General features: G+C 36.1%; 37 protein-coding genes and 1 pseudogene. 37 read left to right on the top strand and 1 reads right to left on the bottom strand.

The annotated features are described in order from the left end of the window. Window positions 1-109 precede the first annotated feature (109 nt). The 28 genes from rplC to rplQ all read left to right on the top strand — a co-directional run bounded on the left by rplC (window position 110) and on the right by rplQ (window position 14,075). Entirely contained in the window at window positions 110-736 is a 627-nt protein-coding gene (rplC, locus tag LC814_RS06985) for a 50S ribosomal protein L3 (protein ID WP_226063224.1), read from the top strand. Beyond that, entirely contained in the window at window positions 727-1,356 is a 630-nt protein-coding gene (gene rplD / locus LC814_RS06980; protein WP_226063223.1) for a 50S ribosomal protein L4, read from the top strand. The genes rplC and rplD overlap by 10 nt, the downstream gene beginning before the upstream one ends. A 3-nt stretch (window positions 1,357-1,359) precedes the next feature. Continuing rightward, entirely contained in the window at window positions 1,360-1,647 is a 288-nt protein-coding gene (gene rplW / locus LC814_RS06975) for a 50S ribosomal protein L23 (protein ID WP_039341572.1), read from the top strand. A gap of 18 nt (window positions 1,648-1,665) precedes the next feature. Then, the gene (rplB, locus tag LC814_RS06970) at window positions 1,666-2,487 is read left to right on the top strand and encodes a 50S ribosomal protein L2 (RefSeq protein WP_226063222.1); all 822 of its coding nucleotides are present in this window, start codon (window positions 1,666-1,668) and stop codon (window positions 2,485-2,487) included. Between the two features lie 2 nt (window positions 2,488-2,489). After that, window positions 2,490-2,768: a 30S ribosomal protein S19 gene (gene rpsS / locus LC814_RS06965; protein ID WP_125024496.1), complete on the top strand. Its 279-nt coding sequence runs from the start codon at window positions 2,490-2,492 to the stop codon at window positions 2,766-2,768. A 2-nt stretch (window positions 2,769-2,770) separates the two neighbouring features. Then, window positions 2,771-3,172 carry a 50S ribosomal protein L22 gene (gene rplV / locus LC814_RS06960; protein WP_039341563.1) on the top strand — a complete coding sequence of 134 codons (402 nt, stop codon included), beginning with the start codon at window positions 2,771-2,773 and terminating at the stop codon, window positions 3,170-3,172. Window positions 3,173-3,179: 7 nt separating this feature from the next. Further along, window positions 3,180-3,923, top strand: coding sequence for a 30S ribosomal protein S3 (gene rpsC, locus LC814_RS06955; RefSeq protein WP_226063221.1), 744 nt, complete (start codon window positions 3,180-3,182; stop codon window positions 3,921-3,923). Window positions 3,924-4,003: 80 nt separating this feature from the next. Next, window positions 4,004-4,429 carry a 50S ribosomal protein L16 gene (gene rplP, locus LC814_RS06950; RefSeq protein ID WP_226063220.1) on the top strand — a complete coding sequence of 142 codons (426 nt, stop codon included), beginning with the start codon at window positions 4,004-4,006 and terminating at the stop codon, window positions 4,427-4,429. 10 nt (window positions 4,430-4,439) lie between these two features. After that, on the top strand, window positions 4,440-4,631 hold the full coding sequence (gene rpmC / locus LC814_RS06945; protein ID WP_226063219.1) for a 50S ribosomal protein L29: 192 nt from the start codon (window positions 4,440-4,442) through the stop codon (window positions 4,629-4,631). Between the two features lie 10 nt (window positions 4,632-4,641). Beyond that, the gene (gene rpsQ, locus LC814_RS06940; RefSeq protein WP_088263399.1) at window positions 4,642-4,899 is read left to right on the top strand and encodes a 30S ribosomal protein S17; all 258 of its coding nucleotides are present in this window, start codon (window positions 4,642-4,644) and stop codon (window positions 4,897-4,899) included. Next, window positions 4,899-5,267 (top strand): 50S ribosomal protein L14, encoded by a 369-nt coding sequence (rplN, locus tag LC814_RS06935; protein ID WP_039341546.1) that lies wholly within the window; start codon window positions 4,899-4,901, stop codon window positions 5,265-5,267. The genes rpsQ and rplN overlap by 1 nt, the downstream gene beginning before the upstream one ends. A gap of 17 nt (window positions 5,268-5,284) precedes the next feature. Beyond that, window positions 5,285-5,611: a 50S ribosomal protein L24 gene (gene rplX, locus LC814_RS06930; RefSeq protein ID WP_226063218.1), complete on the top strand. Its 327-nt coding sequence runs from the start codon at window positions 5,285-5,287 to the stop codon at window positions 5,609-5,611. A gap of 10 nt (window positions 5,612-5,621) precedes the next feature. After that, the gene (rplE, locus tag LC814_RS06925) at window positions 5,622-6,173 is read left to right on the top strand and encodes a 50S ribosomal protein L5 (RefSeq protein ID WP_226063217.1); all 552 of its coding nucleotides are present in this window, start codon (window positions 5,622-5,624) and stop codon (window positions 6,171-6,173) included. A gap of 3 nt (window positions 6,174-6,176) precedes the next feature. Then, complete coding sequence (gene rpsN / locus LC814_RS06920; protein ID WP_034718706.1) at window positions 6,177-6,446, top strand: 30S ribosomal protein S14; 270 nt, start codon at window positions 6,177-6,179, stop codon at window positions 6,444-6,446. A gap of 127 nt (window positions 6,447-6,573) precedes the next feature. Next, on the top strand, window positions 6,574-6,972 hold the full coding sequence (gene rpsH, locus LC814_RS06915) for a 30S ribosomal protein S8 (protein ID WP_226063216.1): 399 nt from the start codon (window positions 6,574-6,576) through the stop codon (window positions 6,970-6,972). A 17-nt stretch (window positions 6,973-6,989) separates the two neighbouring features. Continuing rightward, window positions 6,990-7,535 carry a 50S ribosomal protein L6 gene (rplF, locus tag LC814_RS06910; protein ID WP_226063215.1) on the top strand — a complete coding sequence of 182 codons (546 nt, stop codon included), beginning with the start codon at window positions 6,990-6,992 and terminating at the stop codon, window positions 7,533-7,535. A gap of 17 nt (window positions 7,536-7,552) precedes the next feature. Beyond that, entirely contained in the window at window positions 7,553-7,900 is a 348-nt protein-coding gene (rplR, locus tag LC814_RS06905; protein ID WP_226063214.1) for a 50S ribosomal protein L18, read from the top strand. An 18-nt stretch (window positions 7,901-7,918) separates the two neighbouring features. Then, a complete protein-coding gene (gene rpsE / locus LC814_RS06900) occupies window positions 7,919-8,440 on the top strand; it encodes a 30S ribosomal protein S5 (RefSeq protein ID WP_226063213.1) in 522 nt (173 codons plus the stop codon). 9 nt (window positions 8,441-8,449) lie between these two features. Continuing rightward, window positions 8,450-8,626 carry a 50S ribosomal protein L30 gene (rpmD, locus tag LC814_RS06895; protein WP_226063212.1) on the top strand — a complete coding sequence of 59 codons (177 nt, stop codon included), beginning with the start codon at window positions 8,450-8,452 and terminating at the stop codon, window positions 8,624-8,626. Window positions 8,627-8,698: 72 nt separating this feature from the next. Further along, entirely contained in the window at window positions 8,699-9,145 is a 447-nt protein-coding gene (gene rplO / locus LC814_RS06890; protein ID WP_226063211.1) for a 50S ribosomal protein L15, read from the top strand. A gap of 8 nt (window positions 9,146-9,153) precedes the next feature. After that, a complete protein-coding gene (secY, locus tag LC814_RS06885) occupies window positions 9,154-10,536 on the top strand; it encodes a preprotein translocase subunit SecY (RefSeq protein WP_226063210.1) in 1,383 nt (460 codons plus the stop codon). Window positions 10,537-10,544: 8 nt separating this feature from the next. Then, the gene (gene infA / locus LC814_RS06880; protein WP_015806726.1) at window positions 10,545-10,760 is read left to right on the top strand and encodes a translation initiation factor IF-1; all 216 of its coding nucleotides are present in this window, start codon (window positions 10,545-10,547) and stop codon (window positions 10,758-10,760) included. A gap of 139 nt (window positions 10,761-10,899) precedes the next feature. Beyond that, window positions 10,900-11,016, top strand: a complete 117-nt coding sequence (gene rpmJ, locus LC814_RS06875) for a 50S ribosomal protein L36 (RefSeq protein WP_007839480.1) — start codon at window positions 10,900-10,902, stop codon at window positions 11,014-11,016. 9 nt (window positions 11,017-11,025) lie between these two features. Next, entirely contained in the window at window positions 11,026-11,403 is a 378-nt protein-coding gene (gene rpsM, locus LC814_RS06870) for a 30S ribosomal protein S13 (RefSeq protein WP_226063209.1), read from the top strand. Window positions 11,404-11,415: 12 nt separating this feature from the next. Further along, complete coding sequence (rpsK, locus tag LC814_RS06865; RefSeq protein ID WP_027376638.1) at window positions 11,416-11,805, top strand: 30S ribosomal protein S11; 390 nt, start codon at window positions 11,416-11,418, stop codon at window positions 11,803-11,805. 91 nt (window positions 11,806-11,896) lie between these two features. Then, window positions 11,897-12,505, top strand: a complete 609-nt coding sequence (rpsD, locus tag LC814_RS06860) for a 30S ribosomal protein S4 (RefSeq protein WP_226063208.1) — start codon at window positions 11,897-11,899, stop codon at window positions 12,503-12,505. A 34-nt stretch (window positions 12,506-12,539) separates the two neighbouring features. Then, window positions 12,540-13,535, top strand: a complete 996-nt coding sequence (locus tag LC814_RS06855; RefSeq protein WP_226063207.1) for a DNA-directed RNA polymerase subunit alpha — start codon at window positions 12,540-12,542, stop codon at window positions 13,533-13,535. 6 nt (window positions 13,536-13,541) lie between these two features. Then, the gene (gene rplQ, locus LC814_RS06850) at window positions 13,542-14,075 is read left to right on the top strand and encodes a 50S ribosomal protein L17 (RefSeq protein WP_226063206.1); all 534 of its coding nucleotides are present in this window, start codon (window positions 13,542-13,544) and stop codon (window positions 14,073-14,075) included. Between the two features lie 137 nt (window positions 14,076-14,212). Here rplQ and LC814_RS06845 read toward each other — a convergent pair whose 3' ends face one another. Beyond that, on the bottom strand, window positions 14,213-14,635 hold the full coding sequence (locus tag LC814_RS06845) for a hypothetical protein (protein ID WP_226063205.1): 423 nt from the start codon (window positions 14,633-14,635) through the stop codon (window positions 14,213-14,215). A gap of 173 nt (window positions 14,636-14,808) precedes the next feature. On the opposite strand from LC814_RS06845, the gene eno reads away from it, so the two are divergent. The 9 genes and pseudogenes from eno (at window position 14,809) to LC814_RS06800 (ending at window position 23,853) form a co-directional block, all read left to right on the top strand. After that, a complete protein-coding gene (gene eno, locus LC814_RS06840; protein ID WP_226063204.1) occupies window positions 14,809-16,101 on the top strand; it encodes a phosphopyruvate hydratase in 1,293 nt (430 codons plus the stop codon). 81 nt (window positions 16,102-16,182) lie between these two features. After that, on the top strand, window positions 16,183-17,469 hold the full coding sequence (locus LC814_RS06835) for a citrate synthase (protein ID WP_226063203.1): 1,287 nt from the start codon (window positions 16,183-16,185) through the stop codon (window positions 17,467-17,469). Window positions 17,470-17,821: 352 nt separating this feature from the next. Further along, window positions 17,822-18,103, top strand: a complete 282-nt coding sequence (locus tag LC814_RS06830) for a hypothetical protein (protein WP_226063202.1) — start codon at window positions 17,822-17,824, stop codon at window positions 18,101-18,103. Then, window positions 18,100-20,595, top strand: a complete 2,496-nt coding sequence (gene paaZ / locus LC814_RS06825) for a phenylacetic acid degradation bifunctional protein PaaZ (RefSeq protein ID WP_226063201.1) — start codon at window positions 18,100-18,102, stop codon at window positions 20,593-20,595. The genes LC814_RS06830 and paaZ overlap by 4 nt, the downstream gene beginning before the upstream one ends. Window positions 20,596-20,600: 5 nt before the next feature. Beyond that, a complete protein-coding gene (locus tag LC814_RS06820; protein WP_226063200.1) occupies window positions 20,601-20,936 on the top strand; it encodes a 7(1) septoil knot domain-containing protein in 336 nt (111 codons plus the stop codon). A gap of 34 nt (window positions 20,937-20,970) precedes the next feature. Continuing rightward, window positions 20,971-21,435: pseudogene (gene tnpA, locus LC814_RS06815) on the top strand (IS200/IS605 family transposase). Between the two features lie 222 nt (window positions 21,436-21,657). Then, entirely contained in the window at window positions 21,658-22,347 is a 690-nt protein-coding gene (locus LC814_RS06810; RefSeq protein ID WP_226063199.1) for an SMUG2 DNA glycosylase family protein, read from the top strand. Further along, window positions 22,347-23,114, top strand: coding sequence for an enoyl-CoA hydratase/isomerase family protein (locus tag LC814_RS06805; protein ID WP_226063198.1), 768 nt, complete (start codon window positions 22,347-22,349; stop codon window positions 23,112-23,114). Before LC814_RS06810 ends, LC814_RS06805 begins: the two co-directional genes overlap by 1 nt. 4 nt (window positions 23,115-23,118) lie before the next feature. Continuing rightward, on the top strand, window positions 23,119-23,853 hold the full coding sequence (locus tag LC814_RS06800; RefSeq protein WP_226063197.1) for an SDR family NAD(P)-dependent oxidoreductase: 735 nt from the start codon (window positions 23,119-23,121) through the stop codon (window positions 23,851-23,853). The last annotated feature ends 31 nt before the right edge of the window (window positions 23,854-23,884 follow it).

The raw sequence follows: 23,884 nt of genomic DNA, 5'->3' as shown, positions 1-23,884 counted from the left end.
CTTCATACATTTGCACACTCAATTTAAGGAAGAAGTGCGCCTACTTCAAACGTAGAAGTTACCGACCCCTTGATTGACAAACCAGAACTTAATTAGATATATATAAACAATGTCAGGTATTATTGGTAAAAAGATCGGGATGACTTCTTTGTTTGACGAAAACGGCAAGAACATGCCGTGCACCGTTATTCAAGCAGGTCCATGCTCGGTTTTACAGGTCAGAACCGTTGAAAAGGATGGGTACAAAGCTGCTCAGCTAGGTTTCGATGACAAGAGTGAAAAGAACGTTGGTAAAGCGTTAGCCGGCCACTTTAAAAAGGCAGGTTCAACTCCTAAAGCTAAATTGGTAGAATTCTATCATGCTTTCGTAGAAAAGTTAAGCGTAGGAGATGAAGTGAAAGTGAACTTATTTGCTGAAGGCGAATTTGTTGATGTAACTGGAACTTCAAAAGGTAAGGGTTTCCAAGGGGTTGTGAAAAGACACAACTTTGCGGGGGTAATGCAAGCAACTCACGGACAGCATAATCGATTAAGAGCCCCAGGTTCTATTGGTGCGGGTTCCGATCCATCCAGAGTATTCAAAGGAATGCGTATGGCGGGAAGAATGGGTGGTAAGCAAGTTACCGTATCAAACTTACAAGTGTTAAAAGTAGATGAAGAGCAAAACCTTTTAGTAGTAAAAGGAGCTGTTCCGGGAGCAAAAAATTCTTATGTAATTATCAGAAAATGGAACTAGTAGTATTTAATACATCAGGAAAAGAAACCGGAAGAAAAGTAACTCTAGACGAAGCAATCTTCGGTATTGAGCCAAATCAGCACTCGGTTTACTTAGAAGTGAAGCAATATCTTGCTGCACAGAGACAAGGGACTCACAAGTCTAAAGAAAGAAGCGAAATTACAGGATCTACCAAGAAACTTAAGAAACAAAAAGGGTCAGGATCTGCCAGATATGGTGATATTAAGAATCCATTATTCAAAGGTGGTGGTCGTGTATTCGGTCCGAAACCAAGAGATTACAGATTCAAATTGAACAAATCTTTGAAAAGATTAGCTAAGAAATCAGTTCTTTCACAAAAAATGAGAGATAATTCAATTAAAGTATTAGAAGCTTTCAATTTTGATGCTCCTAAAACTAAAGAATTTATCACTTTGAACAATGCGTTAGGATTTGAAGGAAAAAAATCTCTTTATATTTTACCAGAAGCGAACAAAAACGTGTATTTGTCTTCAAGAAACTTACCTAAAACGAAAGTTTTGACATACAACGAAATCAGTTCTTATGATTTGGTACATGCTGGAGAAATTGTATTCTTAGAAGGTGCATTAGAAAAATTTCAGGAAAATTTAAGAAAATAAATCATGTCAGTTATTATTAAACCAATTATCTCAGAAAAAGCAAACTATCTTACCGATTTGCGTGGTGCTTATTCTTTTTTAGTGAATACTAAAGCGAATAAAATCCAGGTTAAAAAGGCAGTAGAAGAGCTTTACGGTGTTAAAGTAGCAGACGTTAGAACCATGATTTATGCGCCTAAAGTTTCCTCAAAGCACACCAAAAAAGGACTACAGGTTGGGAAAACCAACAAATTGAAAAAAGCAATCGTTTCCCTTGCAGAAGGTGAAGTGATTGATATTTTTGCAAATTAATTAATATAAATAATAGTAATGTCTGTTAGAAAATTAAAACCTATCACCCCGGGACAGAGATTCAGAGTTGTAAATAACTTTGAGGAAATTACTACCAACAAACCAGAGAAATCTCTAACCGTTGGTATTAGTAAGTCAGGTGGTCGTAACAATACTGGTAAAATGACCATGCGTTACACCGGAGGTGGACACAAACAAAAATACAGAATTATCGACTTCAAAAGAAACAAGTTTGATGTTGAAGCTACGGTAAAAACTGTTGAGTATGATCCAAACAGAACTGCTTTCATCGCACTATTGGAATACACAGACGGAGAGAAGAGATATATCATCGCTCCAAACGGTATTAAGGTAGATATGAAAGTAATCGCCTCAGAATCCGCAGAACCAAATGTTGGTAATGCTATGAAGTTGAAAAATGTTCCTTTGGGAACTGTAATTTCTTGTATCGAATTGAAACCTGGTCAGGGAGCAATTATGGCAAGAAGTGCAGGATCATCGGCACAGTTAACTTCAAGAGATAAGAAATATGTAATCATTAAATTACCTTCAGGAGAATCTAGAATGGTTCTTGGCGAATGTATGGCAATGATTGGATCAGTTTCCAACTCTGATCACCAGCTTACCGTTTCTGGTAAAGCAGGTAGAAGCAGATGGTTGGGAAGAAGACCTAGAACAAGACCAGTTGTAATGAACCCTGTAGATCACCCAATGGGAGGTGGTGAAGGTAAATCTTCTGGAGGTCACCCAAGATCTAGAAATGGTATGCCTGCTAAAGGTTACAAAACCAGAAAGAAAAATAAAGCGTCTAACCGTCATATCATATCTAAACGAAAATAATTATGTCAAGATCACTTAAAAAAGGACCTTTCATTGCTCACACATTAGATAAGAAGGTTCAGACAAATATAGAGTCTGGTAAGAAAACAGTAATCAAAACTTGGTCTAGAGCATCAATGATCTCTCCAGACTTCGTTGGACAAACCATCGCAGTACACAACGGGAAATCTTTTATCCCGGTTTATGTAACTGAGAATATGGTAGGTCATAAGTTAGGCGAATTTTCTCCGACAAGATCTTTTAGAGGTCACGGCGGTAACAAAAATAAAGGAGGTAGATAACCATGGGATCAAGAAAAAGAGAAAGTGCATTAGCACGTAAAATAGCAAACCAAGATGTAGCAAAAGCGTTACATAACGATTGCCCTTCTTCGCCAAGAAAAATGAGATTAGTTGCTGATATCATTAGAGGTGTAGAGGTAGATAAGGCTTTATATATCCTTAAATATTCAAAAAAGGATGCTTCAAATAAATTAGAAAAAGTACTTCTTTCTGCAATGGCCAACTGGCAGTTAAAGAATGAGGGTGCAGACATCGAAGAAGCAAACTTAGTTGTAAAAGAAATTTTTGTAGACAGTGCAAGACAGTTGAAGAGACTGCGACCAGCACCACAAGGTAGAGGTCACAGAATCAGAAAAAGATCTAACCACATTACATTAATCTTAGGTAATAAAGAAACTAAATAATCAAGGTATGGGACAGAAGACAAATCCAATTGGTAACAGATTAGGTATCATCAGAGGATGGGATTCGAACTGGTATGGTGGTAAAGATTATGGAGACAGAATCGCAGAAGACTACAAGATCAGAAGATACCTTGAAGCTAGATTATCTAAAGGTGGAATTTCAAGAATCTACATCGAGAGAACATTGAAATTGGTAACCATCACAATTACTACTGCTAGACCGGGATTAATCATCGGTAAAGGAGGTCAGGAAGTTGATAAATTAAAAGAAGAATTAAAAAAATTGACGGATAAAGATATCCAGATCAATATCTTCGAAATCAAAAGACCTGAACTTGACGCAGTTTTAGTTGCAGACAGTATTGCAAAACAAATTGAAAATAGAATTTCTTATAGAAGAGCCGTGAAAATGGCAATTCAAAGTACCATGAGAATGGGAGCTGAAGGAATCAAGGTTCAAATCTCTGGTCGTTTAAACGGAGCTGAGATGGCAAGAAGCGAATCTTTCAAAGACGGAAGAATCCCATTGTCAACTTTTAGAGCAGATATCGATTACCATATCGGTGAGGCACTAACTCAGTACGGTAAATTAGGGGTTAAAGTTTGGATTATGAAAGGCGAAGTTTACGGAAAAAGAGACCTTACGCCACTAGTAGGACAACAGAAAAAAGGACCTGCAGGAAGAGGAGATCGTAATGATCGTAATGACAGAAGAGACAGAGACGACCGTAGACCAAGAGATAGAAAATAATTACAAAATTTTAGAGGACAGTTTTAAATGACCGTTACTTTTTTAAAATCTAAAATCTAAAATCTAAAATTTAAGAAATTATGTTACAACCAAAAAGAACCAAATTCCGTAAAGTTCACAAGATGAAAATGAAGGGGATTGCCCAAAGAGGTAGTCAACTTGCATACGGAACTTTCGGGATCAAAGCCAATGAAGGTGCTTGGATTACTGCAAGACAAATTGAAGCAGCGCGTATTGCTGCAACAAGATATATGAAAAGAGAAGGTCAGTTATGGATCAAAATATTTCCAGACAAGCCGATTACTAAAAAACCAGCCGAAGTAAGGATGGGAAAAGGTAAAGGTGCTGTGGAATATTGGGTATCTGTAGTGAAACCTGGTAAAATTATGTTTGAAGTAGGTGGAGTTTCTTACGATATTGCCAAAGAAGCATTACGTTTAGCCGCTCAAAAACTTCCTGTTACTACAAAATTTGTAGTTGCTAACGATTTTGTTCAACCTCAATAATCTTTAAGAAATGAAAAAAGCTGACATCAAAAATCTAAGCGCAGGAGATATTCAAAATAAATTGGCTGAAGCAAAAGCAGATTTCAATAAAATGAAATTATCGCACAGCGTAAGCCCTATTGAAAATCCGATTCAGATCAAAGATATGAGAAGAATGATTGCTCGTCTGGAAACTGAATTAACACTAAAACAACAATCATAATTTTCCTTTTATCATGGATAGAAATTTAAGAAAAGAAAGAATCGGAATCGTTTCTAGCAATAAAATGGAAAAGACCATTGTTGTAAGTGAAACGACGAGAGTAAAACACCCAATGTATGGTAAATTCGTTCTAAAAACGAAAAAATATACCGCTCATGATGAGAACAACGAGTGTACTGAAGGCGATACAGTATTAATTACTGAAACAAGACCTTTAAGTAAAAGTAAGAGATGGAGATTAGTACGAATCATTGAAAAAGCTAAGTAATGTTACAAACCGAATCAAGATTAAAAGTTGCTGATAACACAGGTGCCAAAGAAGTACTTGTAATCAGAGTTCTGGGAGGAACCAGAAGAAGATATGCTTCAGTTGGTGATAAGATTGTAGTTACTATCAAAGATTCTACACCACAAGGACAGGCGAAAAAAGGAACTGTTTCTAAAGCAGTAGTAGTAAGAACAAAAAAAGCAGTTCGTAGAAAAGATGGTTCATACATCAAATTCGATGACAACGCTTGTGTTCTTTTAAATGCTGCAGGTGAAATGAGAGGAACCCGTGTTTTCGGACCGGTTGCGCGTGAACTAAGAGATAAAGAATATATGAAAGTCATTTCATTAGCTCCTGAAGTACTTTAATTTTAAAATTTACAAAAATGACAAAGTTAAAAATCAAAAAAGGAGATAACGTAATCATCACTACCGGAAAGAAAGAAATTAAAGGTAAAACAGGTGAAGTTATTGAAGTGATCAGAAAAGAAGGCAAAGACGCTAGAGTTATTATTGCAGGTTTAAATATCGTTAAAAAACATACTAAACCCTCAGCAGGAAACCCACAAGGCGGAATTGTAGAGAAAGAAGCATCGATCCATATTTCCAATGTTATGCTTATCGACAAAAACGGTAAAGCAACTAAAACAGGATCTAAAGTGGATGGTGATAAAAAAGTAAGAGTTGCTAAATCAACCGGTGAAACTTTATAATTAAACGACGATGGAATATATAGCAAGACCAAAACAACAATATAAAGAGAAAATTGTTCCTGCAATGATGGAAGAATTTGGGTACAAATCTGTAATGCAGGTCCCTAAATTACTTAAGATCGTTGTTTCACAAGGTTTAGGAGCTGCAACTGCCGACAAGAAAATTGTTGACTATGCAATCGAAGAACTTACAGCAATCACCGGACAAAAAGCGGTAGGAACTCTTTCTAAGAAAGATGAAGCAGCTTTCAAATTAAGAAAAGGAATGCCAGTAGGAGCTAGAGTAACTTTAAGAGCAAATCAAATGTATGAGTTCTTAGACCGATTAAGCTCTTCAGCTCTCCCACGAATCCGTGATTTTAATGGTATTAAAGCTGATGGTTTCGACGGAAGAGGAAATTATAACTTGGGTATTACTGAGCAAATTATCTTCCCGGAAATCGCAATCGACAAAGTAAAAAAAATCCAAGGGATGGACATTACTTTCGTTACTTCTGCGAAAACTGACAAAGAAGCTAAATCATTATTAACGCATTTCGGTATGCCTTTCAAAAAGAACTAAAAGATGGCTAAAGAATCAATGAAAGCGCGTGAGCGCAAAAGAGAAGCTACGGTAGCAAAATATGCAGAAAAAAGAAAAGCTTTGAAAGAAGCTAACGACTATGCAGGTTTGCAATTATTGCCGAAAGATGCTTCGCCAGTAAGACTACACAACAGATGTAAATTAACAGGAAGACCAAGAGGTTACATGAGAACATTCGGTCTTTCTAGAGTAACTTTCAGAGAAATGGCCAACAAAGGTCTGATCCCGGGAGTGAAAAAAGCAAGTTGGTAACAAATTTAGAACAATCGAGATAGTAAAGTTATTAGGTCGTAGGTTATAGTACATAGTTTTTAACTGTAACCTAAAGCCTACCACCTTTTAAAACTAACTATCACAAACCAATAATTAAAATAGAAAAATGGTAACAGATCCAATTTCAGATTTCCTAACCAGAGTAAGGAACGCACAAAGCGCAGGCCACAAAGTGGTGGATATTCCTGCATCGAAAATTAAAAAGGAGATTACAAAAATTTTGTTTGACCAGGGTTTTATCTTGAACTACAAGTTCGAGGATAACGCTGTTCAGGGAAATATCAAAATCGCTTTAAAGTACGACAAACTAACCAACAAACCTGTAATCAAAAGCATCCAAAGAGCTTCAAGACCAGGTCTAAGACAATACAAAGGAACAGGTGAGCTGCCAAGAGTATTAAACGGTTTGGGCGTGGCTATTATCTCAACTTCAAGAGGAGTTATGACTGATAAAAAAGCCAGACAAGAAAAAGTTGGTGGAGAAGTAATCTGCTATGTTTATTAATTAATAATCAAAGGAAAATGTCAAGAATTGGTAAATCAATTATAGAAATTCCCGCTAATGTTACGGTAACCGAGAAAGACGGTTTGGTAACTGTGAAAGGACCGAAAGGAGAACTTACACAACAGTTAGAAGAAGGAATTACTTTAAAACAAGAAGACGGGATTCTAACCCTAGATCGTCCGTCGGAATCAAAATCGCACAAAGCATTACACGGTCTTTACAGAGCGTTAATCAATAATATGGTTCAGGGAACTGCCGAAGGGTGGACTAAAAAACTTGAATTAGTAGGAGTAGGATATAGAGCATCTAATCAAGGAAACAGATTAGATTTAGCTTTAGGATTCTCACACGGAATTGTAATGGATCTTCCTAAAGAAATTGTGGTAGAAACATTATCTGAAAAAGGTAAAAACCCTGTGATTACTTTAACATCTTTCGATAAACAATTATTAGGAATGGTAGCTGCAAAGATCAGATCTTTCAGAAAACCAGAACCATATAAAGGAAAGGGTGTTAGATTCGTTGGAGAAATTGTAAGACGTAAAGCTGGTAAATCTGCTTAATTTTAAAACTTAAGAACATGGCACTAAGCAAAGTAGAAAAAAGAAATAGAATTAAAAGAAGAGTAAGAGGAAAAATCTCTGGCTCTGCTGAATTACCAAGATTATCTGTTTACAAAAGCAATAAAGAAATTTATGCGCAATTGATCGATGATAAAGACGGTAAAACCTTAGCATCAGCTTCGTCAAGAGCGTTGTCTGCTAAAGGTAACAAAACAGAAATCTCCGCAGAAGTTGGTAAAGCAATCGCTGAAAAAGCCAAAGCTGCAGGAATTGAAAATATAGTGTTCGACAGAAACGGATTCGTATACCACGGTAGAGTGAAAGCTCTAGCTGACGGCGCGAGAGAAGGCGGACTAAAATTCTAATCAATAAATTTCGGAAATATGTTAGGACTAGATAATATAGAAAAAGTAAAACCGGGAGGATTAGAACTTAAAGATCGTCTCGTTTCAGTAAACAGAGTTACGAAAGTAACAAAAGGAGGTAGAGCTTTCGGTTTTTCTGCAATCGTGGTTGTAGGAGATGAAGCTGGAACGGTAGGTTTCGGTTTAGGAAAATCTAAAGAAGTTGCTTCAGCTATTGCAAAAGCAGTAGAAGATGCAAAGAAAAATTTGGTAAAAGTTCCTGTAGTTAATCATACAATTCCTCACCAAACATCCGCAAGATACGGTGGTGCAGATATCTTCTTGAGACCTGCAACTCACGGTACCGGTGTAATCGCTGGTGGTACAGTTCGTATGGTAATTGAAGCTGCTGGAATTAAAGATATTCTTTCAAAATCTAAAGGTTCATCTAACCCACATAACGTTGTGAAAGCTACTTTCAAAGCATTGTTGGATATCAGAAGACCTGAAGAAATTGCTAAAGCAAGAGGTATTTCATTAGATAAAGTGTTTAACGGTTAATTTAAAACAATGGCAAAAATTCAAGTAAAACAAGTAAAAAGCGCTATTGGTAGAACCAAAACTCAAAAGAGAACGCTAGAAGCATTAGGATTAAAAAAACTTCACCAAGTGGTTGAACATGACGATACTCCTTCTATCTTAGGAATGGTATCTGCGATCAGTCACCTTGTAGTAGTTGTAAAATAGAAATCAAGTCAAGAGAAAAGAGACTTTATTCAGTCTCTTATCTCTTATCTTAAAATCTCAAATCTAAAAATAATGAATTTAAATAATATTAGACCTGCAAAAGGTTCTACTCACAGTACTAAAAGAATCGGTAGAGGACAAGGTAGTGGTAAAGGGGGAACAGCCGGGAAAGGTCACAATGGCCAGCAAGCTAGAGCTGGTTATTCTCAGAAAATTGGTTTCGAAGGTGGACAGATGCCTTTGCAAAGAAGATTACCGAAATTCGGTTTCAACAACATCAATAGAAAAGAGTACAGAGGAATTAATATCGACACCCTACAAATGTTAGCTGATACGAAAAATATCACTGAAATTACACAAGATGTATTGGTAGAAAACGGATTAGCGAAGAAAAACGAAATCGTAAAGATTATGGGTAGAGGTGAATTGAAATCAGGAGTTTCAATTTCTGCACACAAATTCACTAAATCTGCTGAAGAAGCAATTTCTAAAGCAGGAGGTAAAGCAATTACTCTTTAATATTTACAATGAAAGAATTTATACAAACACTGAAAAACATTTGGAGTCTTAAGGAATTGAGAGATAAAATACTTTTTACTCTCGGTATCGTCCTCGTGTATAGATTCGCATCTTATATTTCCTTACCAGCTATTAACATGGCAGAGGTAGGGAATCTTTTGGATATTTATAAAGATCAGGGAGGCAACAAGCAAGGAGCAGGACTTCTTGGGTTGCTTTCTTCTTTTACAGGAGGGGCTTTCTCCCGAGCGTCAATCATGGCACTCGGAATTATGCCTTACATCTCCGCTTCTATTATCGTGCAATTGATGGGTATGGCAATCCCGTATCTTCAGAAATTGCAAAAAGATGGTGAAAGTGGTAGAAATACCCTGAACCAAATTACAAGATGGTTGACCATTGCAGTTTGTTTGGTACAAGCGCCTTCTTACCTTACTTCAATCACCCAAATGTTCTTGCCACATGCGCAGTTTGCTTCAGCGTACTACATCAATCCGCAGTCCGTTATGTTCTGGTTGCCAAGTATTGTAATATTAGTTGCTGGTTCAGTATTCGCAATGTGGTTAGGTGAAAAAATCACTGATAAAGGGATCGGAAACGGTATATCAATCTTAATTATGGTTGGTATTCTTGCAGATTTCCCTGGTGCTTTCATTCAAGAGGTTGCAACGCAAACAGGTAAAGGTGGTTTTGGAACCATAATGATTCTGATTGAGGTGCTATTTTGGATGGTAGTTGTTCTTTTGGCAATCGTACTTTCGGTCGCCGTGCGGAAGATTCCTATTCAATACGTAAGTAGAGCACAAGCAAGAGGTGGAGTTAACAGAAACTTAATGCAGGGAGCACGTCAGTGGATTCCTCTTAAAGTTAATGCTTCTGGAGTAATGCCAATTATCTTCGCGCAAGCGTTGATGTTTGTACCAGGATTATTAACCAAAGTGGACGAATCAAATACTTTCTTAGCCGGATTTAAAAATGTCTTCAGTTGGCAATACAATGTTTTGTTTGCGATTTTGATCATTATTTTCTCCTTTTTCTATACTGCAATTACGATTCCTGTGAATCAAATGGCAGATGATTTAAAGAGAAATGGTGGGCTGATTCCGAAGGTAAGACCGGGCAAGGAAACGTCTGATTATCTGGATGATATTTTGTCAAAAATAACTTTGCCAGGTTCGCTGTTTTTAGCTATCTTTGCAATCCTTCCAGCACTTGTGTATGGAGCGTTTGTTCAGACCGATCGGTTTGCCTTATTTTTCGGAGGTACGTCGCTTTTAATTATGGTCGGAGTAATCTTAGATACTATACAACAGATCAATACGTATTTGTTGAATCATCATTATGATGGCTTAATGCAGTCTAAATTATCAAGAACAACAAACAACCAGTAAAATAATTAATGGCTAAACAGAAACATATTGAGCAAGACGGCGTGATTACGGAAGCACTTTCGAACGCGCAGTTCCGTGTTGAACTAGAAAATGGGCATATCCTTATCGCTCATATTTCTGGTAAAATGCGAATGCATTACATCAAACTTTTACCTGGAGACAAGGTGAAGTTAGAACTTTCCCCTTACGATTTATCAAAAGGTAGGATTACATTCAGATATTAATTTCAGTATCTACTGAACTTTATTATAAAAGAGGACATCTGTAATTACGAAAATTATGGAGTTCTAAATTTAAACAAAATGGGAATGATTCCGTAAGATCTCATTTAACCGTTGTAAAATTAAAATAGAAAACTTAGAAATGAAAGTTAGAGCATCTATCAAAAAAAGAAGTGCTGATTGCAAAATCGTTCGCAGAAAAGGCGTTCTTTTTGTGATTAACAAGAAAAACCCAAAATTTAAACAAAGACAAGGCTAAAATTAAATTATGGCGAGAATTTCCGGTATTGATTTACCAAAAAACAAAAGAGGCGTTATCGGTTTAACTTATATCTATGGTGTTGGAAGAAGTACTTCTTCTGAGATCTTGAAAGCAGCCGGTATTAGCGAAGACAAGAAAGTCAACGAATGGAATGACGATGAATTGGCATTGATCAGAAACTACATCACTGAAAACGTAAAAGTAGAAGGTGAATTGCGTTCTGAAACACAAATAAACATCAAGCGATTGATGGATATTGGTTGCCAACGAGGAATACGTCACAGACTGGGATTACCTTTAAGAGGACAAAGAACTAAGAATAATTCTAGAACCCGAAAAGGAAAGAGAAAAACTGTTGCTAACAAGAAAAAAGCAAGTAAATAATCGGTAAGAATTATGGCAAAACAGACAAAAGCAGTTAAGAAAAGAAAAGTAAAAGTTGAAGCAATCGGCGAGGCGCATATCCAAGCTACATTCAACAATATCATCATTTCTTTGACAAATAAAAGTGGAGAGGTCATCTCTTGGGCATCTGCCGGAAAGATGGGTTTCAGAGGTTCTAAGAAGAATACTCCTTTTGCAGCGCAAATGGCTGCAGAAAATTGCTCAACCGTAGCACACGATGCTGGATTACGTAGAGTAAAGGTTTACGTGAAAGGTCCTGGCGCAGGTAGAGAATCTGCAATCAGAACAATTCACAATTCAGGAATTGAAGTTAGTGAAATCGTTGATGTGACTCCAATGCCACACAACGGATGTAGACCACCAAAAAGAAGAAGAGTATAATCTGAGAATTTTAAATGATAGATTATAAATTTTAGATGTGAACCATTTTTAATTTAAAATCTAAAATTTTTAATCTAAAATCTTAAAAAATATGGCAAGATATATAGGACCAAAAACAAAGATTGCAAGAAAGTTTGGGGCTGCAATCTACGGAGATGATAAAAGCTTCGAGAAAAGAAAAAACCAACCACCGGGACAACACGGTGTTAACAAAAGAAGAGGATCAAAGAAATCTGAGTATGCTGTTCAGTTAATGGAAAAGCAGAAAGCAAAATATACTTATGGTATTTTGGAAAGACAATTTGCAAACCTTTATGAAAAAGCCAACCGAGCAAAAGGCGTTACAGGTGAAGTTCTTTTACAATTGTGTGAATCTAGATTAGACAATGTAGTGTACAGATTAGGTTTTTCTAAAACTAGAGCAGGTGCAAGACAATTGGTATCTCACAGACACATTACCGTAAACGGAGAATTGGTAAACATTCCATCATATTCTATGAAAGCAGGTGATGTAGTTGCAGTAAGAGAGAAATCAAAATCTCTTGAAGTAATTGCTGATTCATTGGCTTACAGATCTACTTATGAGTGGTTACAATTTAACGACGAAACAAAAGCAGGTACTTTTATTTCCGCTCCGGAGAGAATTCAAATTCCGGAAGATCTGAAAGAACAATTGATCGTCGAACTTTACTCTAAATAATAATTTTTTCAAATTTTTGCTCAACCCAAATTATATGGCAATTTTAACATTTATTAAACCCGATAAAGTAATCCTCCTTAACTCTGATGAATTCAAAGGGCAATTTGAATTTAGACCATTAGAGTCAGGATTTGGACTTACGATCGGTAATGCTTTGAGGAGAGTTTTACTTTCTTCTTTAGAAGGATATGCTATTACATCTATCAAAATAGAAGGCGTAGAGCACGAATTTTCAACAATTCCAGGTGTAATTGAAGACGTTACAGAATTAATTCTGAACCTTAAACAATTAAGACTTAGAGCAAAAACCGAAACTGCAACTGCAGAAGTGGTAACTGCCAAAGTATCTGGTCAAAATACGATTACAGCTGGTGATTTAGGAAAAACAATGCAGGAATTCGAAGTTTTGAATCCTGAGTTGGTTATCTGTTCTGCTAATAAAGACGTGAAATTTGAAATCACGTTCAATATTGAAAAAGGCAGAGGATATGTTCCTTCTGATCAGAATAAATCAGCAAATGCTCCTATCGGAACAATTGCTATTGATTCAATCTTTACACCGATCAAAAAAGTACAGTACAGTGTTGAGAACTATCGTGTCGAGCAAAAAACAGACTACGAAAAACTAGTATTGGATATTGAAACTGATGGTTCTATCAGTCCTCAAAATGCATTAACAGAAGCTTCTAAGATATTAATTTATCACTTCATGTTGTTCTCCGATGAGAGAATTACTTTAGAAACTGAAGCAGTAAAAGCATCAATCCAGTATGATGAAGAAACTTTACATACAAGACAACTTCTAAAATCTAAATTGGTAGATATGGATCTGTCTGTAAGAGCACTAAACTGCTTGAAAGCTGCTGAAGTAGAAACTTTAGGAGAACTGGTTTCTTATACGAAGTCTGATTTGATGAAATTTAGAAATTTCGGTAAAAAATCCTTAACAGAATTAGAAGAATTAGTGCATGCAAAAGGTCTTAACTTCGGTTTCGACGTTGCGAAATATAAATTAGACGCTGATAAATAACAAACAATGAGACACGGTAAAAAATTCAATCACTTATCTAGAACAGCTTCGCACAGAAGTGCTTTGCTTTCTAATATGGCTTGTTCTCTTATTGAGCATAAAAGAATCAACACCACGGTAGCTAAAGCAAAAGCTTTACGAGTGTATGTTGAACCTATTTTAACTAAAGCTAAAGAAGATACAACACATAACAGAAGAACAGTTTTCGCTTACCTGCAAAGCAAAGAAGCAGTTACTGAATTATTCAGAACAGTTGCTCCTAAAATTGCAGAAAGAAATGGTGGTTACACCAGAATCATCAAAACTGGTTTCAGACAAGGTGATGCTGCTGATATGGCAATGATCGAGCTTGTAGATTTCAATGATCTTTACAACCCGAATGCAGAAGAGAAAAAAGTAACAAGAAGAAGCAGAAGAGCAACTCCAAAAGTAGCAGAAACTGTAGCTGAAGTTAAAGAAACTCCTGCAAAAGAAGAAACAAAAACTGAAGAACCAAAAGCAGAAGCTGCTGATTCTACAGAAGAAAAAGCAGGCGAATAAATTCCCTAAGCTTTATAAAGTAAAATCCGTCTTGTTTCATTACAAGACGGATTTTTTTTCTACTGAATTTAAATAATTACAAACTTTAATGACTAACCTGATTTATAATTATTCATTAATTCTCAATTCTTCTGTAATTATTCGCCCTTTGCTTTCTTAAGTCGAATGACATTATTCCCTTGCGTAATCGTTACGCTGTCATTTTTTGCTACGATTTCAATATCGAAATTACCGTAAACACCGCCTTTTGCCCAAGCTTCTTTTTGCGGCGCCGTAATCGTTTTATTATTACTTCGGATGCTTATGGTTTTATCAGCATCCCCATTTTTAAAAGTAACCAATGCTGAAGTTCCATCTTCCGCAACATATCGGTCCGTATATTCTTTTGCGTTCGTGCTGTCGTTCGACATTATTTTTTCTCTAGCGCTGCTGTCAATGGGGAGTTGTATATCAGAACCATCTTCATTTTTAACGATGTTCGTATTTCCTTCCGTATTTTTTGTGCAGCTGGCGACCACTAAAAGTGCGCAACTCGTAGCGGTTAAAAGTAATTTTTTCATAGTGTTTATAATTGTGATAACTCAAATTTAAAGATTCCTTTTTTAATTTGATATAAAGTGATAGAATTAACTAAATTTTAACGGAAAGCTTACCAAAATCAGCTTTCATAGCCCACAAAATCACTCAATTTTAACTAAATTTGTAGAACATAAATAATACTAAAAAAATTAAGATGAGTTACATTTCTTACATTGAAGCAAGACAGATTTTAGATTCTCGCGGAAACCCAACTATTGAAGTTGATGTCTTCACGGAAGCAGGTTCTATGGGTCGTGCTGCAGTTCCATCTGGAGCTTCTACTGGTGAACACGAAGCGGTAGAATTACGCGATGGAGCAAAAGAATATGGTGGAAAAGGAGTTTTGAAAGCAGTTGAAAATGTAAGAGAAGTTATTGCGCCAGAATTAATAGGGACTTCTGTTTTTGAACAAAATTTCATCGATCAATTAATGATTGAGTTAGATGGAACACCAAACAAAGGAAACCTTGGAGCAAATGCAATTTTGGGAGTTTCTTTAGCGGTTGCAAAAGCGGCAGCTTTAGATCTAAAGATTCCTTTGTACAAATATATTGGTGGTGTCAACGCAAACACACTTCCCGTTCCCATGATGAATGTGATTAATGGTGGTTCGCATTCCGACGCGCCGATCGCATTTCAGGAATTCATGATTATGCCCGTGAAAGCAGATTCTTTTTCCCATGCTTTACAAAAAGGTACAGAGATTTTTCATGAGTTAAAAGCGATCTTAAAAAAGAGAAATCTTTCAACAGCCGTAGGTGACGAAGGTGGTTTTGCACCAAAATTTAATGGAACTGAAGATGCTTTAGATACTTTAACCCAGGCAATCTCAAACGCTGGATACAAAGCCGGTGACGATATTATGTTTGCTTTAGATTCTGCAGCATCAGAATTTTATGTGGACGGAAAATACGATTACAGAAAATTTGAAGGGGAAAACGGAGCATGTAGAACTCGCGAAGAGCAAGTTGATTACTTAGCAGAATTAGCTTCAAAATATCCAATTATCTCTATTGAAGATGGAATGGACGAAAATGATTGGGAAGGTTGGAAATTACTCACAGAAAGATTAGGAAAAACGGTGCAAATCGTGGGCGATGATTTATTCGTAACCAATACGGAGATTTTAGCAAAAGGAATTGATGGAGATATTGCTAATTCTATTTTAATTAAAGTCAACCAAATCGGCACTTTATCCGAAACAATGGCTGCGGTTCAAATGGCGCAAAATAATAAATATACAACGGTAATGTCTCACAGATCGGGAGAAACCGAAGATGCTACTATTGCAGATTTAGCAGTTGCTATGAATTGCGGACAAATTAAAACGGGCTCAGCTTCCCGTTCAGACCGAATGGCAAAATACAACCAATTGCTTCGTATTGAAGAAGCTTTAGGAGACACCGCAATCTTCCCAGGTATGTCTGCTTTCAAAATAAAACGATAATAGATAAAATTCATTGAGAACGCCGAAAATCATTTGCAGTTTTCTCTCAATATTCATAAATTAGTAAAAAATTAAATTATAATGTCAGATAACAAAGTTATATTAAACTATGATGGTAAAGCCTTTGAGTATCCTATCATAGAAAGCACGATTGGTGACAGAGGAATCGATATTTCTAAACTAAGAGACCAAACAGGTTTGATTACTTTAGATTTAGGATATAAAAACACAGGCGCAACTTTAAGCGACATTACCTACCTAGATGGTGATAATGGTGAATTGTATTACCGCGGATACCCGATCGATCAGATTGCTGAAAAGTCTAATTTTACTGAAGTAATGTATCTTTTGTTAAATGGTAATTTACCTACGGCTGACCAGTTTTCAGGCTTTGAAAGAGGAATTAAAAAATACAATTTCGTAGCAGATGAGATGAAAAGATTGATCGATGTTTTCCCTCGTTCAGCCCACCCAATGGGAGTTTTATCTTCATTAACCTCGGCACTTACGGCGTTTAATCCAAAAGCAGTTGACGTAACTTCGAAAGAAGATATGGATCATGCAGCGGAAATGTTGATCGCCAAATTCTCTCACCTTTGTGCGTGGACTTATCGTAAAAAGATGGGTCTACCTATCAATCATGGTGACGATAGTTTGAACTATGTAGAGAACTTCTATAAAATGTGTTTCCGTCGTCCAAATCAGGAATTCCATTTAGATGCAACGGTGGTAAACGCTTTAGAAAAACTGTTAATTCTGCATGCAGATCACGAACAAAACTGTTCAACATCTACTGTTAGAATGGTTGGTTCAGCACATACCGGTTTATTCGCTTCAGTTTCAGCAGGTATTTCTGCGCTTTGGGGACCACTTCACGGTGGCGCAAATCAAGCAGTAATCGAAATGTTAGAAATGATCGAAAAAGATGGTGGCGACGTTGCAAAATATGTTGAAAAAGCGAAAAATAAAGAAGATAATTTCCGTTTGATGGGCTTCGGACACCGCGTTTACAAAAACTTTGATCCAAGAGCACGCATCATCAAAAAAGCCGCAGATGATATATTTGCAGCATTAGGAATTGAAGATAAAGCTTTAGACATCGCATTGCAATTAGAAAAAGTAGCATTAGAAGATGAGTATTTCATCGAAAGAAAACTCTATCCAAACGTAGATTTCTATTCAGGAATTATTTACAGAGCTTTAGGAATTCCAACTGAAATGTTTACCGTAATGTTTGCTTTAGGACGTTTACCTGGCTGGATTTCCCAGTGGAAAGAAATGCGTTTGCACAACGATCCAATCGGTCGACCAAGACAAGTTTATCAAGGTTCCACAAAACGTGATTACGTTGACATGAGCGCAAGATAATCTTAACTGATACTTTTAATTTCCCTTTCAATTTAATTTGAGAGGGATTTTTTTTTGGCGCACATTTGACTACGTCGAAAGGCCTTTTTATTATTTTTATTTGGGCGCCTTTTCCGGCTGTCACTACTCGCTTTTTTCTTGCCATTGCTCTTCCCTCAGCTAAGAAAAAGAGCTCAAACAGACCGTTCCATCCGGGGCGCAAGTTGGATCGTAAAAGAAAATTTTAGCAAAATTGAAAATTTCAGTATCTTAACACTCAGAAAAATCAATCTTTAAAAAAGTAAAATTTGAAACTAAATATTCAATTCTTAGTGGTCATATTTTCATTAAACTCGAAGCATGAAGATCAATAATGAAAAAAAAATTTAATAAAAAATGGATCATCGTTGGTACAATATTACTAATTATCCTCAATGCAATTTCTCTTTATATTATCAACGTTAACATCGATAATACCTTGGCTGCAGGTAAAGATCCTGCTCTTGAATTAAAGGCTCAGCAAAACGGATTTTTCGGGATGATTTTCGCAGCAGTAGTAATTACGTTAGATATATTCTTTATCATGTATCTTCTTTATCTGTTGTATAAATTCGTTGCTAAAACTCTAAATAATTCCTTACCACAAAAACCATGAAATTAAAAAATTACATCAACGGACAATGGATCGAAGGATCAGGAAATGAAGTTCCACTTTATAATGCAGTTAATGGTGAATTAGTTGCTATTTCCGATACAGGCGGAATCAATTTCGAAGAAGCCTTAGATTATGGAAGAACCGTTGGCTACAAAAATCTTTCCTCCATGACTTTTTACGATCGTGGTGAAATGTTGAAAAAAGTAGCATTGTATTTATTAGAAAGAAAGAAAAATTATTACGATTTATCTTATAAAACGGGCGCAACTCACGCAGATTCCTGGGTAGATATCGAAGGAGGTTTCGGAACATTCTTCACCTATTCAGGTTTGGCAAAAAGAATGTTGCCCAACACCCCATTTTGGGTTGATGGCGATACGCAGAAACTTTCTGCTAACGGAACATTTCTAGGAACTCATATTTTAACACCAAGCGAAGGAGTTTCAGTTCAAATTAATGCGTACAATTTCCCAGTTTGGGGAATGTTAGAAAAATTATCAACTTCACTTTTAGCGGGCGTTCCGAGCATTGTAAAACCAGCAACTCCTGGATCTTACCTGACCAACGCCGTTTTCCAGGACATGATAGAAAGTGGAATTCTTCCGGAAGGTGCAATCCAATTGGTTTGTGGAGAACCGGGAAATATTTTAGATTACGTTCAGGATGGCGATTCTGTCCTTTTCACTGGTTCCGCGTCGACCGGTAAAAAATTAAAATCTTTACCTTCAGTTTCTAAAAATGCCGTCCGTTTCAATATGGAAGCCGATTCTTTAAACTGTTCCATTCTTGGATTGGATGCAAAACCTGGAACACCAGAATTTGATTTATTCATCAAAGAAGTCAGAACAGAAATGACGACAAAAGCCGGACAGAAATGTACGGCAATCCGAAGAATTATCGTTCCCGAAAATTTAGTTGGTGATGTTCAAAACGCTTTGAGTAAAGCCTTAGATCAAACCAAAATTGGAAATCCATTAAGCCGAGAAACCAGAATGGGTTCCATCGTTGGTAAAAAGGAAATGGCAGTTTTAGAAGAAAAAATAGAATTGTTAAAAGCCGAAACCGAATTGATTTATGACGGAAAGCATGAACTCGTAGATGCTCATTACGAGAGCGGTGCCTTTATGACCCCAAAAGTTTTTTATAACGACAAACCGTTTGAGAAAAATAGTTCCCACGAAGTAGAAGCTTTCGGACCAGTTTCAACCTTGATGCCTTACAAAGATGCAGACGAAGCAGCCGCTTTAGCAAAACGCGGAAAAGGAAGTTTAGTTGGTTCCATTATTTCTCGTGATGAGAAATTCGTGGCCGAAACCTCCTGGAAAATGGCTTCAAGTCACGGAAGAATTTTTGTTTTAAATCGAGACAACGCGAAAGAATCCACGGGTCATGGTTCACCTTTGCCAACGTTAATGCACGGCGGTCCCGGAAGAGCCGGCGGTGGCGAAGAAATGGGCGGATTAAATGGACTTCATTTCTTTTTACAAAAAACAGCGATCCAAGGTTCACCAGATATTCTGACTGCGATTACCAAAATTTACCAGCAAGGAGCAATTCCGACCTATTCAGATAAACATCCATTTAGAAAATATTTTGAAGAAATAGAAATTGGTGATTCTTTAGAAACTGCCGGAAGAACCGTGACAGAAGCAGACATTGTCAACTTCGGAAATGTTTCTTGGGATCATTTCTACGCACATACCGATTCCACTTCTTTAAACGGAACTATTTTCGATCAAACTGTTGCGCACGGATATTTCATTCTTTCTGCAGCGGCAGGACTATTTGTTTCGGGTAAAAAAGGACCTGTTATTGCGAACTATGGTTTAGAAAATGCCAGTTTCTTCAAGCCAGTATATGCCGGAGATACAATTACAGTTTATTTAACAGCGAAAGAAAGAATCAACAAAGGCGTCAAAGGAAGAAACGTTCCTAGTGGAGTAGTAAAATGGTTGGTAGAAGTTGTTAATCAGCGTGAAGAAGTAGTTTGTATTGCAACAATCTTAACTTTGGTTGCTAAAAAATCACCTTTTATAAAGATCGATTATAAAGATTTTGCAAAACGTTTAAATAATTTAACGGAGAAATCGGTACCGCAGTGGGGAAAAATGAATGCTCAACAAATGTTGGAACATTTAGAAACCACCATGAAATACAGCACCGGAGAATTAGAAACTTCTGAATGTAAAACTCCGGAAGAACATTTAGAGAAATATCAGGATTCACTTTATAATTTCTATAAAATGCCTAAAGATTTTCCTGCACCTTTCTTAGAAGATGGAAAACTACCCGCGTTGAAATATAAAAATTTGGATGAAGCCAAAACTCACTTCATTGAATCGGTAAAAAACTATCAGATTTATTATCGTGAAAACCCAGACGCAGAACATTTGCATTTCGTCTTCGGAAAATTAAATAAAGAAATGATGGAGTTATTTCACCAAAAACATGTTACGCATCATTTTGAACAATTTGGACTTTTTACCAGTTAATTGAAATGAAAAAATATCTAGCCTTCATTTTTGGACTATTTTTTACTTTGCAGTTTTCAGCACAGAAAGTTTTCTCCGTTGATTATCAAAGTCAAGCAGATGTGAAAGTTTTTGTAGTGAAATATGAAAGTCAGGCAGATTTAAAAGTTCATAAAGTCGATTACCAAAGCCAAGCCGAAGGAAACGAAGGGAAGTGGTTCTTTGTGAAATATTCTAGTCAGGCAGATAAAAAGATTTATTTCGTCGATTACGAAAGCCAAGCAGATTTAAAAATTTTCTTTGTGAAATATCGGAGTCAAGCCGGTTGGAAGAAGAAGGAAAAGAAGCAATTGATGTACTGAAGGTGATAATTAATTTTATTTGAAAATCATAAAAATGCCTAATACTAATTCTCAAATTTATATTCAATTAGTTTTTGCTACTAAAGGGCGAGAGAATTAAATACGTTCTGAAGTCAGAGATGAAATTGAAAAGTATATTACGGGAATATTTACGAACAAGGGTCAAAAGATAATTGCAATATATTTGAATCCAGATCATATTCATATTTTTTTTAGTTACAAAAATTTGAAAATTGCTATTCCGGATTTAGTAAAAGTGGTGAAAACGGAATCGACAAATTTCATTAATGAAAAGAAAATGGTTCAAGGAAAATTTTTTTGGCAAGAAGGTTACGGAGCATTTTCGTATGCGAAAAGCCAAAAGGATGTCGTAACAAAATATATTCTTAATCAAGAAGAACATCATAAGAAAAGGAGTTTCAGAGAGGAGTATTTAGATGTATTGAATAAATTTGAAATTGAATTTAAAGAGGAATATTTGTTTGAATTTTACGATTAGAAGAAGATAATAATGTTTAAAGATAGCGTTCCTACGGAACGCTTTGAAAAATGATATCAGATTCTTTCTACACAGATATGATTCCTACGGAATCATTTGTGAGATGAGATTACTTTTAAATTTGAAATTTGTTCCGTAGGAACAATATCTGTGTAGAAATAAATAATATAAAGAAAATTTGCGTTCCGGAGGAACGCTATCTAAATAAATTAAAAGACTGTTTTGAAAAAAACCATCGGAGAACAAGTCGTAGCATTCAACAAGAAACTGCATTATTCAGGCGATCTTCCTGAAGGTTTTGATGTACTCAATCCTTTCTTCGATAATCCCGAAACTTTAATGGTGATGACCGATTTTTATAAAAAATTCTACCATGATCATAACCAAAGAAAATTCATCATAGGAATTAATCCAAGTCGCCACGGAGCCGGAGTCACAGGCGTTCCTTTCACCGATACAAAAAGATTGGAAACCGTTTGTGGAATTGAGATGAAATCTGCTCACACGCATGAAATCTCCTCTGTTTATCTCTACGATGTGATCGATAATTTTGGCGGACCGGAAAGGTTTTATAAAGAATTTTATATTAATTCGCCTTTTCCTTTAGCGATAGTCAGAAATACGATCAAAGGAAATTTAAACGCAAATTATTATGATGACAAAAATCTCTTCGAAGCCGTAAAACCCTTTATGATTCAAAGTTTAAAAGACCATATCAGTTTAGGTTTAGATACTTCAGAAGTTTTTATTTTAGGAAAAAAGAACGCCACTTTCATTGACAAGATCAACAGTCAGGAACATTTCTTTGATAAACTCACCGTGTTGGAACATCCGAGATATATCCAGCAATACAAAAGCAAAGAGAAACAATTGTACATCGATAAATATTTAATAGCCTTAAACAAAGCATAATGAACAACGGATTTGTAAATCAAGAACTTAAAAATAATATTTCAGAAATCACATTTGGACACCCGAAAAGTAATTCTTTGCCGGGAGAAATTTTAGAATTGCTGGCTCAAACTATCTTAAATGAAGGAGCAAAAGAAGAAGTAAAAGCCATTCTGTTAAAATCAGAGGGTGAAAAAGCATTTTGCGCCGGAGCAAGTTTCGATGAACTGCTGGACATTGAAGAATTGGAAAAATCAAAAAAATTCTTTGGAGGATTTGCTAAAGTTTTAAATGCAATGCGATCATGCGGAAAATTAGTCATCGTTAGAGTTCAGGGAAAAACAACTGGCGGTGGAGTAGGAATTGCCTGTGCAGCTGATTATTGCTTCGCTACAAAAGATTCTGCAATGGCTTTAACCGAATTAAACCTGGGAATCGGACCTTTCGTAATTGGACCGTATGTCGAAAGGAAAATGGGCAAATCTGCTTATGCTGCTATGTCAATTGACGCTGACTTCAGAAGTGCGGATTGGTGTGAAAAACACGATGTCTATCATTCCGTTTCTGAAAATATTGAAATGATGGATAAAGAAATCAATAAATTCTTAGAAAAATTATCAACCCGAAGTTCTGACGCTTTATCATTGGTTAAAAAAGTTTCCTGGGAAGGAACGGAGCATTTTGAGCATTTAATGCCGGAAAGAATTTTGATGAGCGCATCATTAATTCTGGAAGATTCTGCGAAGAAAAATATTGAGAAGATTAAGGAACGACTTCGAGCAAAGTAAGTCGATGGTTAATAATTCTAACAAAACAGTTCTCATTTTAGGCGCCAATTCCGACGTCGCGAAACAATGTATTTTGCAATATCTGGAAAAGGGATTTTCGATTATTGCTTCGTCGAGAAATCTGGATTGTTTGGAGCGTTTTGTTAAAGAAAATAATATTGATTCTTCAAGAATCAATATTAACTATTTTGATGCAGCCGATTTTTCATCACATCAAAAATTTTATAATGAACTTCCAGTAAAACCCAATATTGTAATTTACGCTGCAGGTTTTTTAGTTGAAAATCAAAAAGCACTTCAAGATTTTCAAGGAGCGAAACAAATGATGGAAGTCAATTATATGGGCGCAGTTTCTATTCTGAATATTATTGCGATGGATCAATCCAATAAAAATCTGGAAAGAATTATCGGACTTTCTTCACTTTCCGGAGTTCGTGGTAGAAAAAGTAATTTCATTTACGGAAGTACAAAATCTGCGTTCACTCAATATTTAGCCGGCCTTCGACAAGAGTTGTCTTCGAGAAATATTATCGTTAATGTTTTAGTAAGCGGATATATTAATACGAAAATTAATGCAGGTTTAGAATTGAATAAAAACCTTTTGATGGAACCAGATTATGTCGGGAAACATATTGTAAATGCAGGAAAATCTTTCTCCATCGTTCCCAATTTAAAATGGAAAATCATTTATTATATCTTAAAAATTTTACCGGAAAATTTAGTGGCGAAATTGCCTTAATAATTTCTTGATCAGATCACAAACAAAAAAA

The organism is Kaistella polysaccharea, assembly GCF_020410745.1.
Lineage (GTDB): Bacteria > Bacteroidota > Bacteroidia > Flavobacteriales > Weeksellaceae > Kaistella > Kaistella polysaccharea.
The sequence above is the reverse complement of the archived record's forward strand: the minus strand, read 5'-3'. Positions and strand labels throughout refer to the sequence as shown.

Coding starts and splice junctions, on each gene's coding strand:
- eno (WP_226063204.1), top strand. CDS start 14,809: ATGAGTTACATTTCTTACATTGAAGCAAGACAGATTTTAGATTCTCGC.
- rplB (WP_226063222.1), top strand. CDS start 1,666: ATGTCTGTTAGAAAATTAAAACCTATCACCCCGGGACAGAGATTCAGA.
- rplN (WP_039341546.1), top strand. CDS start 4,899: ATGTTACAAACCGAATCAAGATTAAAAGTTGCTGATAACACAGGTGCC.
- secY (WP_226063210.1), top strand. CDS start 9,154: ATGAAAGAATTTATACAAACACTGAAAAACATTTGGAGTCTTAAGGAA.
- rpmC (WP_226063219.1), top strand. CDS start 4,440: ATGAAAAAAGCTGACATCAAAAATCTAAGCGCAGGAGATATTCAAAAT.
- rpsN (WP_034718706.1), top strand. CDS start 6,177: ATGGCTAAAGAATCAATGAAAGCGCGTGAGCGCAAAAGAGAAGCTACG.
- rplP (WP_226063220.1), top strand. CDS start 4,004: ATGTTACAACCAAAAAGAACCAAATTCCGTAAAGTTCACAAGATGAAA.
- rpmD (WP_226063212.1), top strand. CDS start 8,450: ATGGCAAAAATTCAAGTAAAACAAGTAAAAAGCGCTATTGGTAGAACC.
- rplE (WP_226063217.1), top strand. CDS start 5,622: ATGGAATATATAGCAAGACCAAAACAACAATATAAAGAGAAAATTGTT.
- LC814_RS06805 (WP_226063198.1), top strand. CDS start 22,347: ATGAACAACGGATTTGTAAATCAAGAACTTAAAAATAATATTTCAGAA.
- LC814_RS06845 (WP_226063205.1), bottom strand. CDS start 14,635: ATGAAAAAATTACTTTTAACCGCTACGAGTTGCGCACTTTTAGTGGTC.
- rplD (WP_226063223.1), top strand. CDS start 727: ATGGAACTAGTAGTATTTAATACATCAGGAAAAGAAACCGGAAGAAAA.
- rpsD (WP_226063208.1), top strand. CDS start 11,897: ATGGCAAGATATATAGGACCAAAAACAAAGATTGCAAGAAAGTTTGGG.
- infA (WP_015806726.1), top strand. CDS start 10,545: ATGGCTAAACAGAAACATATTGAGCAAGACGGCGTGATTACGGAAGCA.
- rpsC (WP_226063221.1), top strand. CDS start 3,180: ATGGGACAGAAGACAAATCCAATTGGTAACAGATTAGGTATCATCAGA.
- rplW (WP_039341572.1), top strand. CDS start 1,360: ATGTCAGTTATTATTAAACCAATTATCTCAGAAAAAGCAAACTATCTT.
- rpsE (WP_226063213.1), top strand. CDS start 7,919: ATGTTAGGACTAGATAATATAGAAAAAGTAAAACCGGGAGGATTAGAA.
- rpsS (WP_125024496.1), top strand. CDS start 2,490: ATGTCAAGATCACTTAAAAAAGGACCTTTCATTGCTCACACATTAGAT.
- rplC (WP_226063224.1), top strand. CDS start 110: ATGTCAGGTATTATTGGTAAAAAGATCGGGATGACTTCTTTGTTTGAC.
- LC814_RS06855 (WP_226063207.1), top strand. CDS start 12,540: ATGGCAATTTTAACATTTATTAAACCCGATAAAGTAATCCTCCTTAAC.
- rpsM (WP_226063209.1), top strand. CDS start 11,026: ATGGCGAGAATTTCCGGTATTGATTTACCAAAAAACAAAAGAGGCGTT.
- LC814_RS06830 (WP_226063202.1), top strand. CDS start 17,822: ATGAAAAAAAAATTTAATAAAAAATGGATCATCGTTGGTACAATATTA.
- rpsH (WP_226063216.1), top strand. CDS start 6,574: ATGGTAACAGATCCAATTTCAGATTTCCTAACCAGAGTAAGGAACGCA.
- rplQ (WP_226063206.1), top strand. CDS start 13,542: ATGAGACACGGTAAAAAATTCAATCACTTATCTAGAACAGCTTCGCAC.
- rplO (WP_226063211.1), top strand. CDS start 8,699: ATGAATTTAAATAATATTAGACCTGCAAAAGGTTCTACTCACAGTACT.
- rpsK (WP_027376638.1), top strand. CDS start 11,416: ATGGCAAAACAGACAAAAGCAGTTAAGAAAAGAAAAGTAAAAGTTGAA.
- LC814_RS06835 (WP_226063203.1), top strand. CDS start 16,183: ATGTCAGATAACAAAGTTATATTAAACTATGATGGTAAAGCCTTTGAG.
- rplX (WP_226063218.1), top strand. CDS start 5,285: ATGACAAAGTTAAAAATCAAAAAAGGAGATAACGTAATCATCACTACC.
- rplR (WP_226063214.1), top strand. CDS start 7,553: ATGGCACTAAGCAAAGTAGAAAAAAGAAATAGAATTAAAAGAAGAGTA.
- LC814_RS06800 (WP_226063197.1), top strand. CDS start 23,119: ATGGTTAATAATTCTAACAAAACAGTTCTCATTTTAGGCGCCAATTCC.
- paaZ (WP_226063201.1), top strand. CDS start 18,100: ATGAAATTAAAAAATTACATCAACGGACAATGGATCGAAGGATCAGGA.
- LC814_RS06820 (WP_226063200.1), top strand. CDS start 20,601: ATGAAAAAATATCTAGCCTTCATTTTTGGACTATTTTTTACTTTGCAG.
- rplF (WP_226063215.1), top strand. CDS start 6,990: ATGTCAAGAATTGGTAAATCAATTATAGAAATTCCCGCTAATGTTACG.
- rplV (WP_039341563.1), top strand. CDS start 2,771: ATGGGATCAAGAAAAAGAGAAAGTGCATTAGCACGTAAAATAGCAAAC.
- rpmJ (WP_007839480.1), top strand. CDS start 10,900: ATGAAAGTTAGAGCATCTATCAAAAAAAGAAGTGCTGATTGCAAAATC.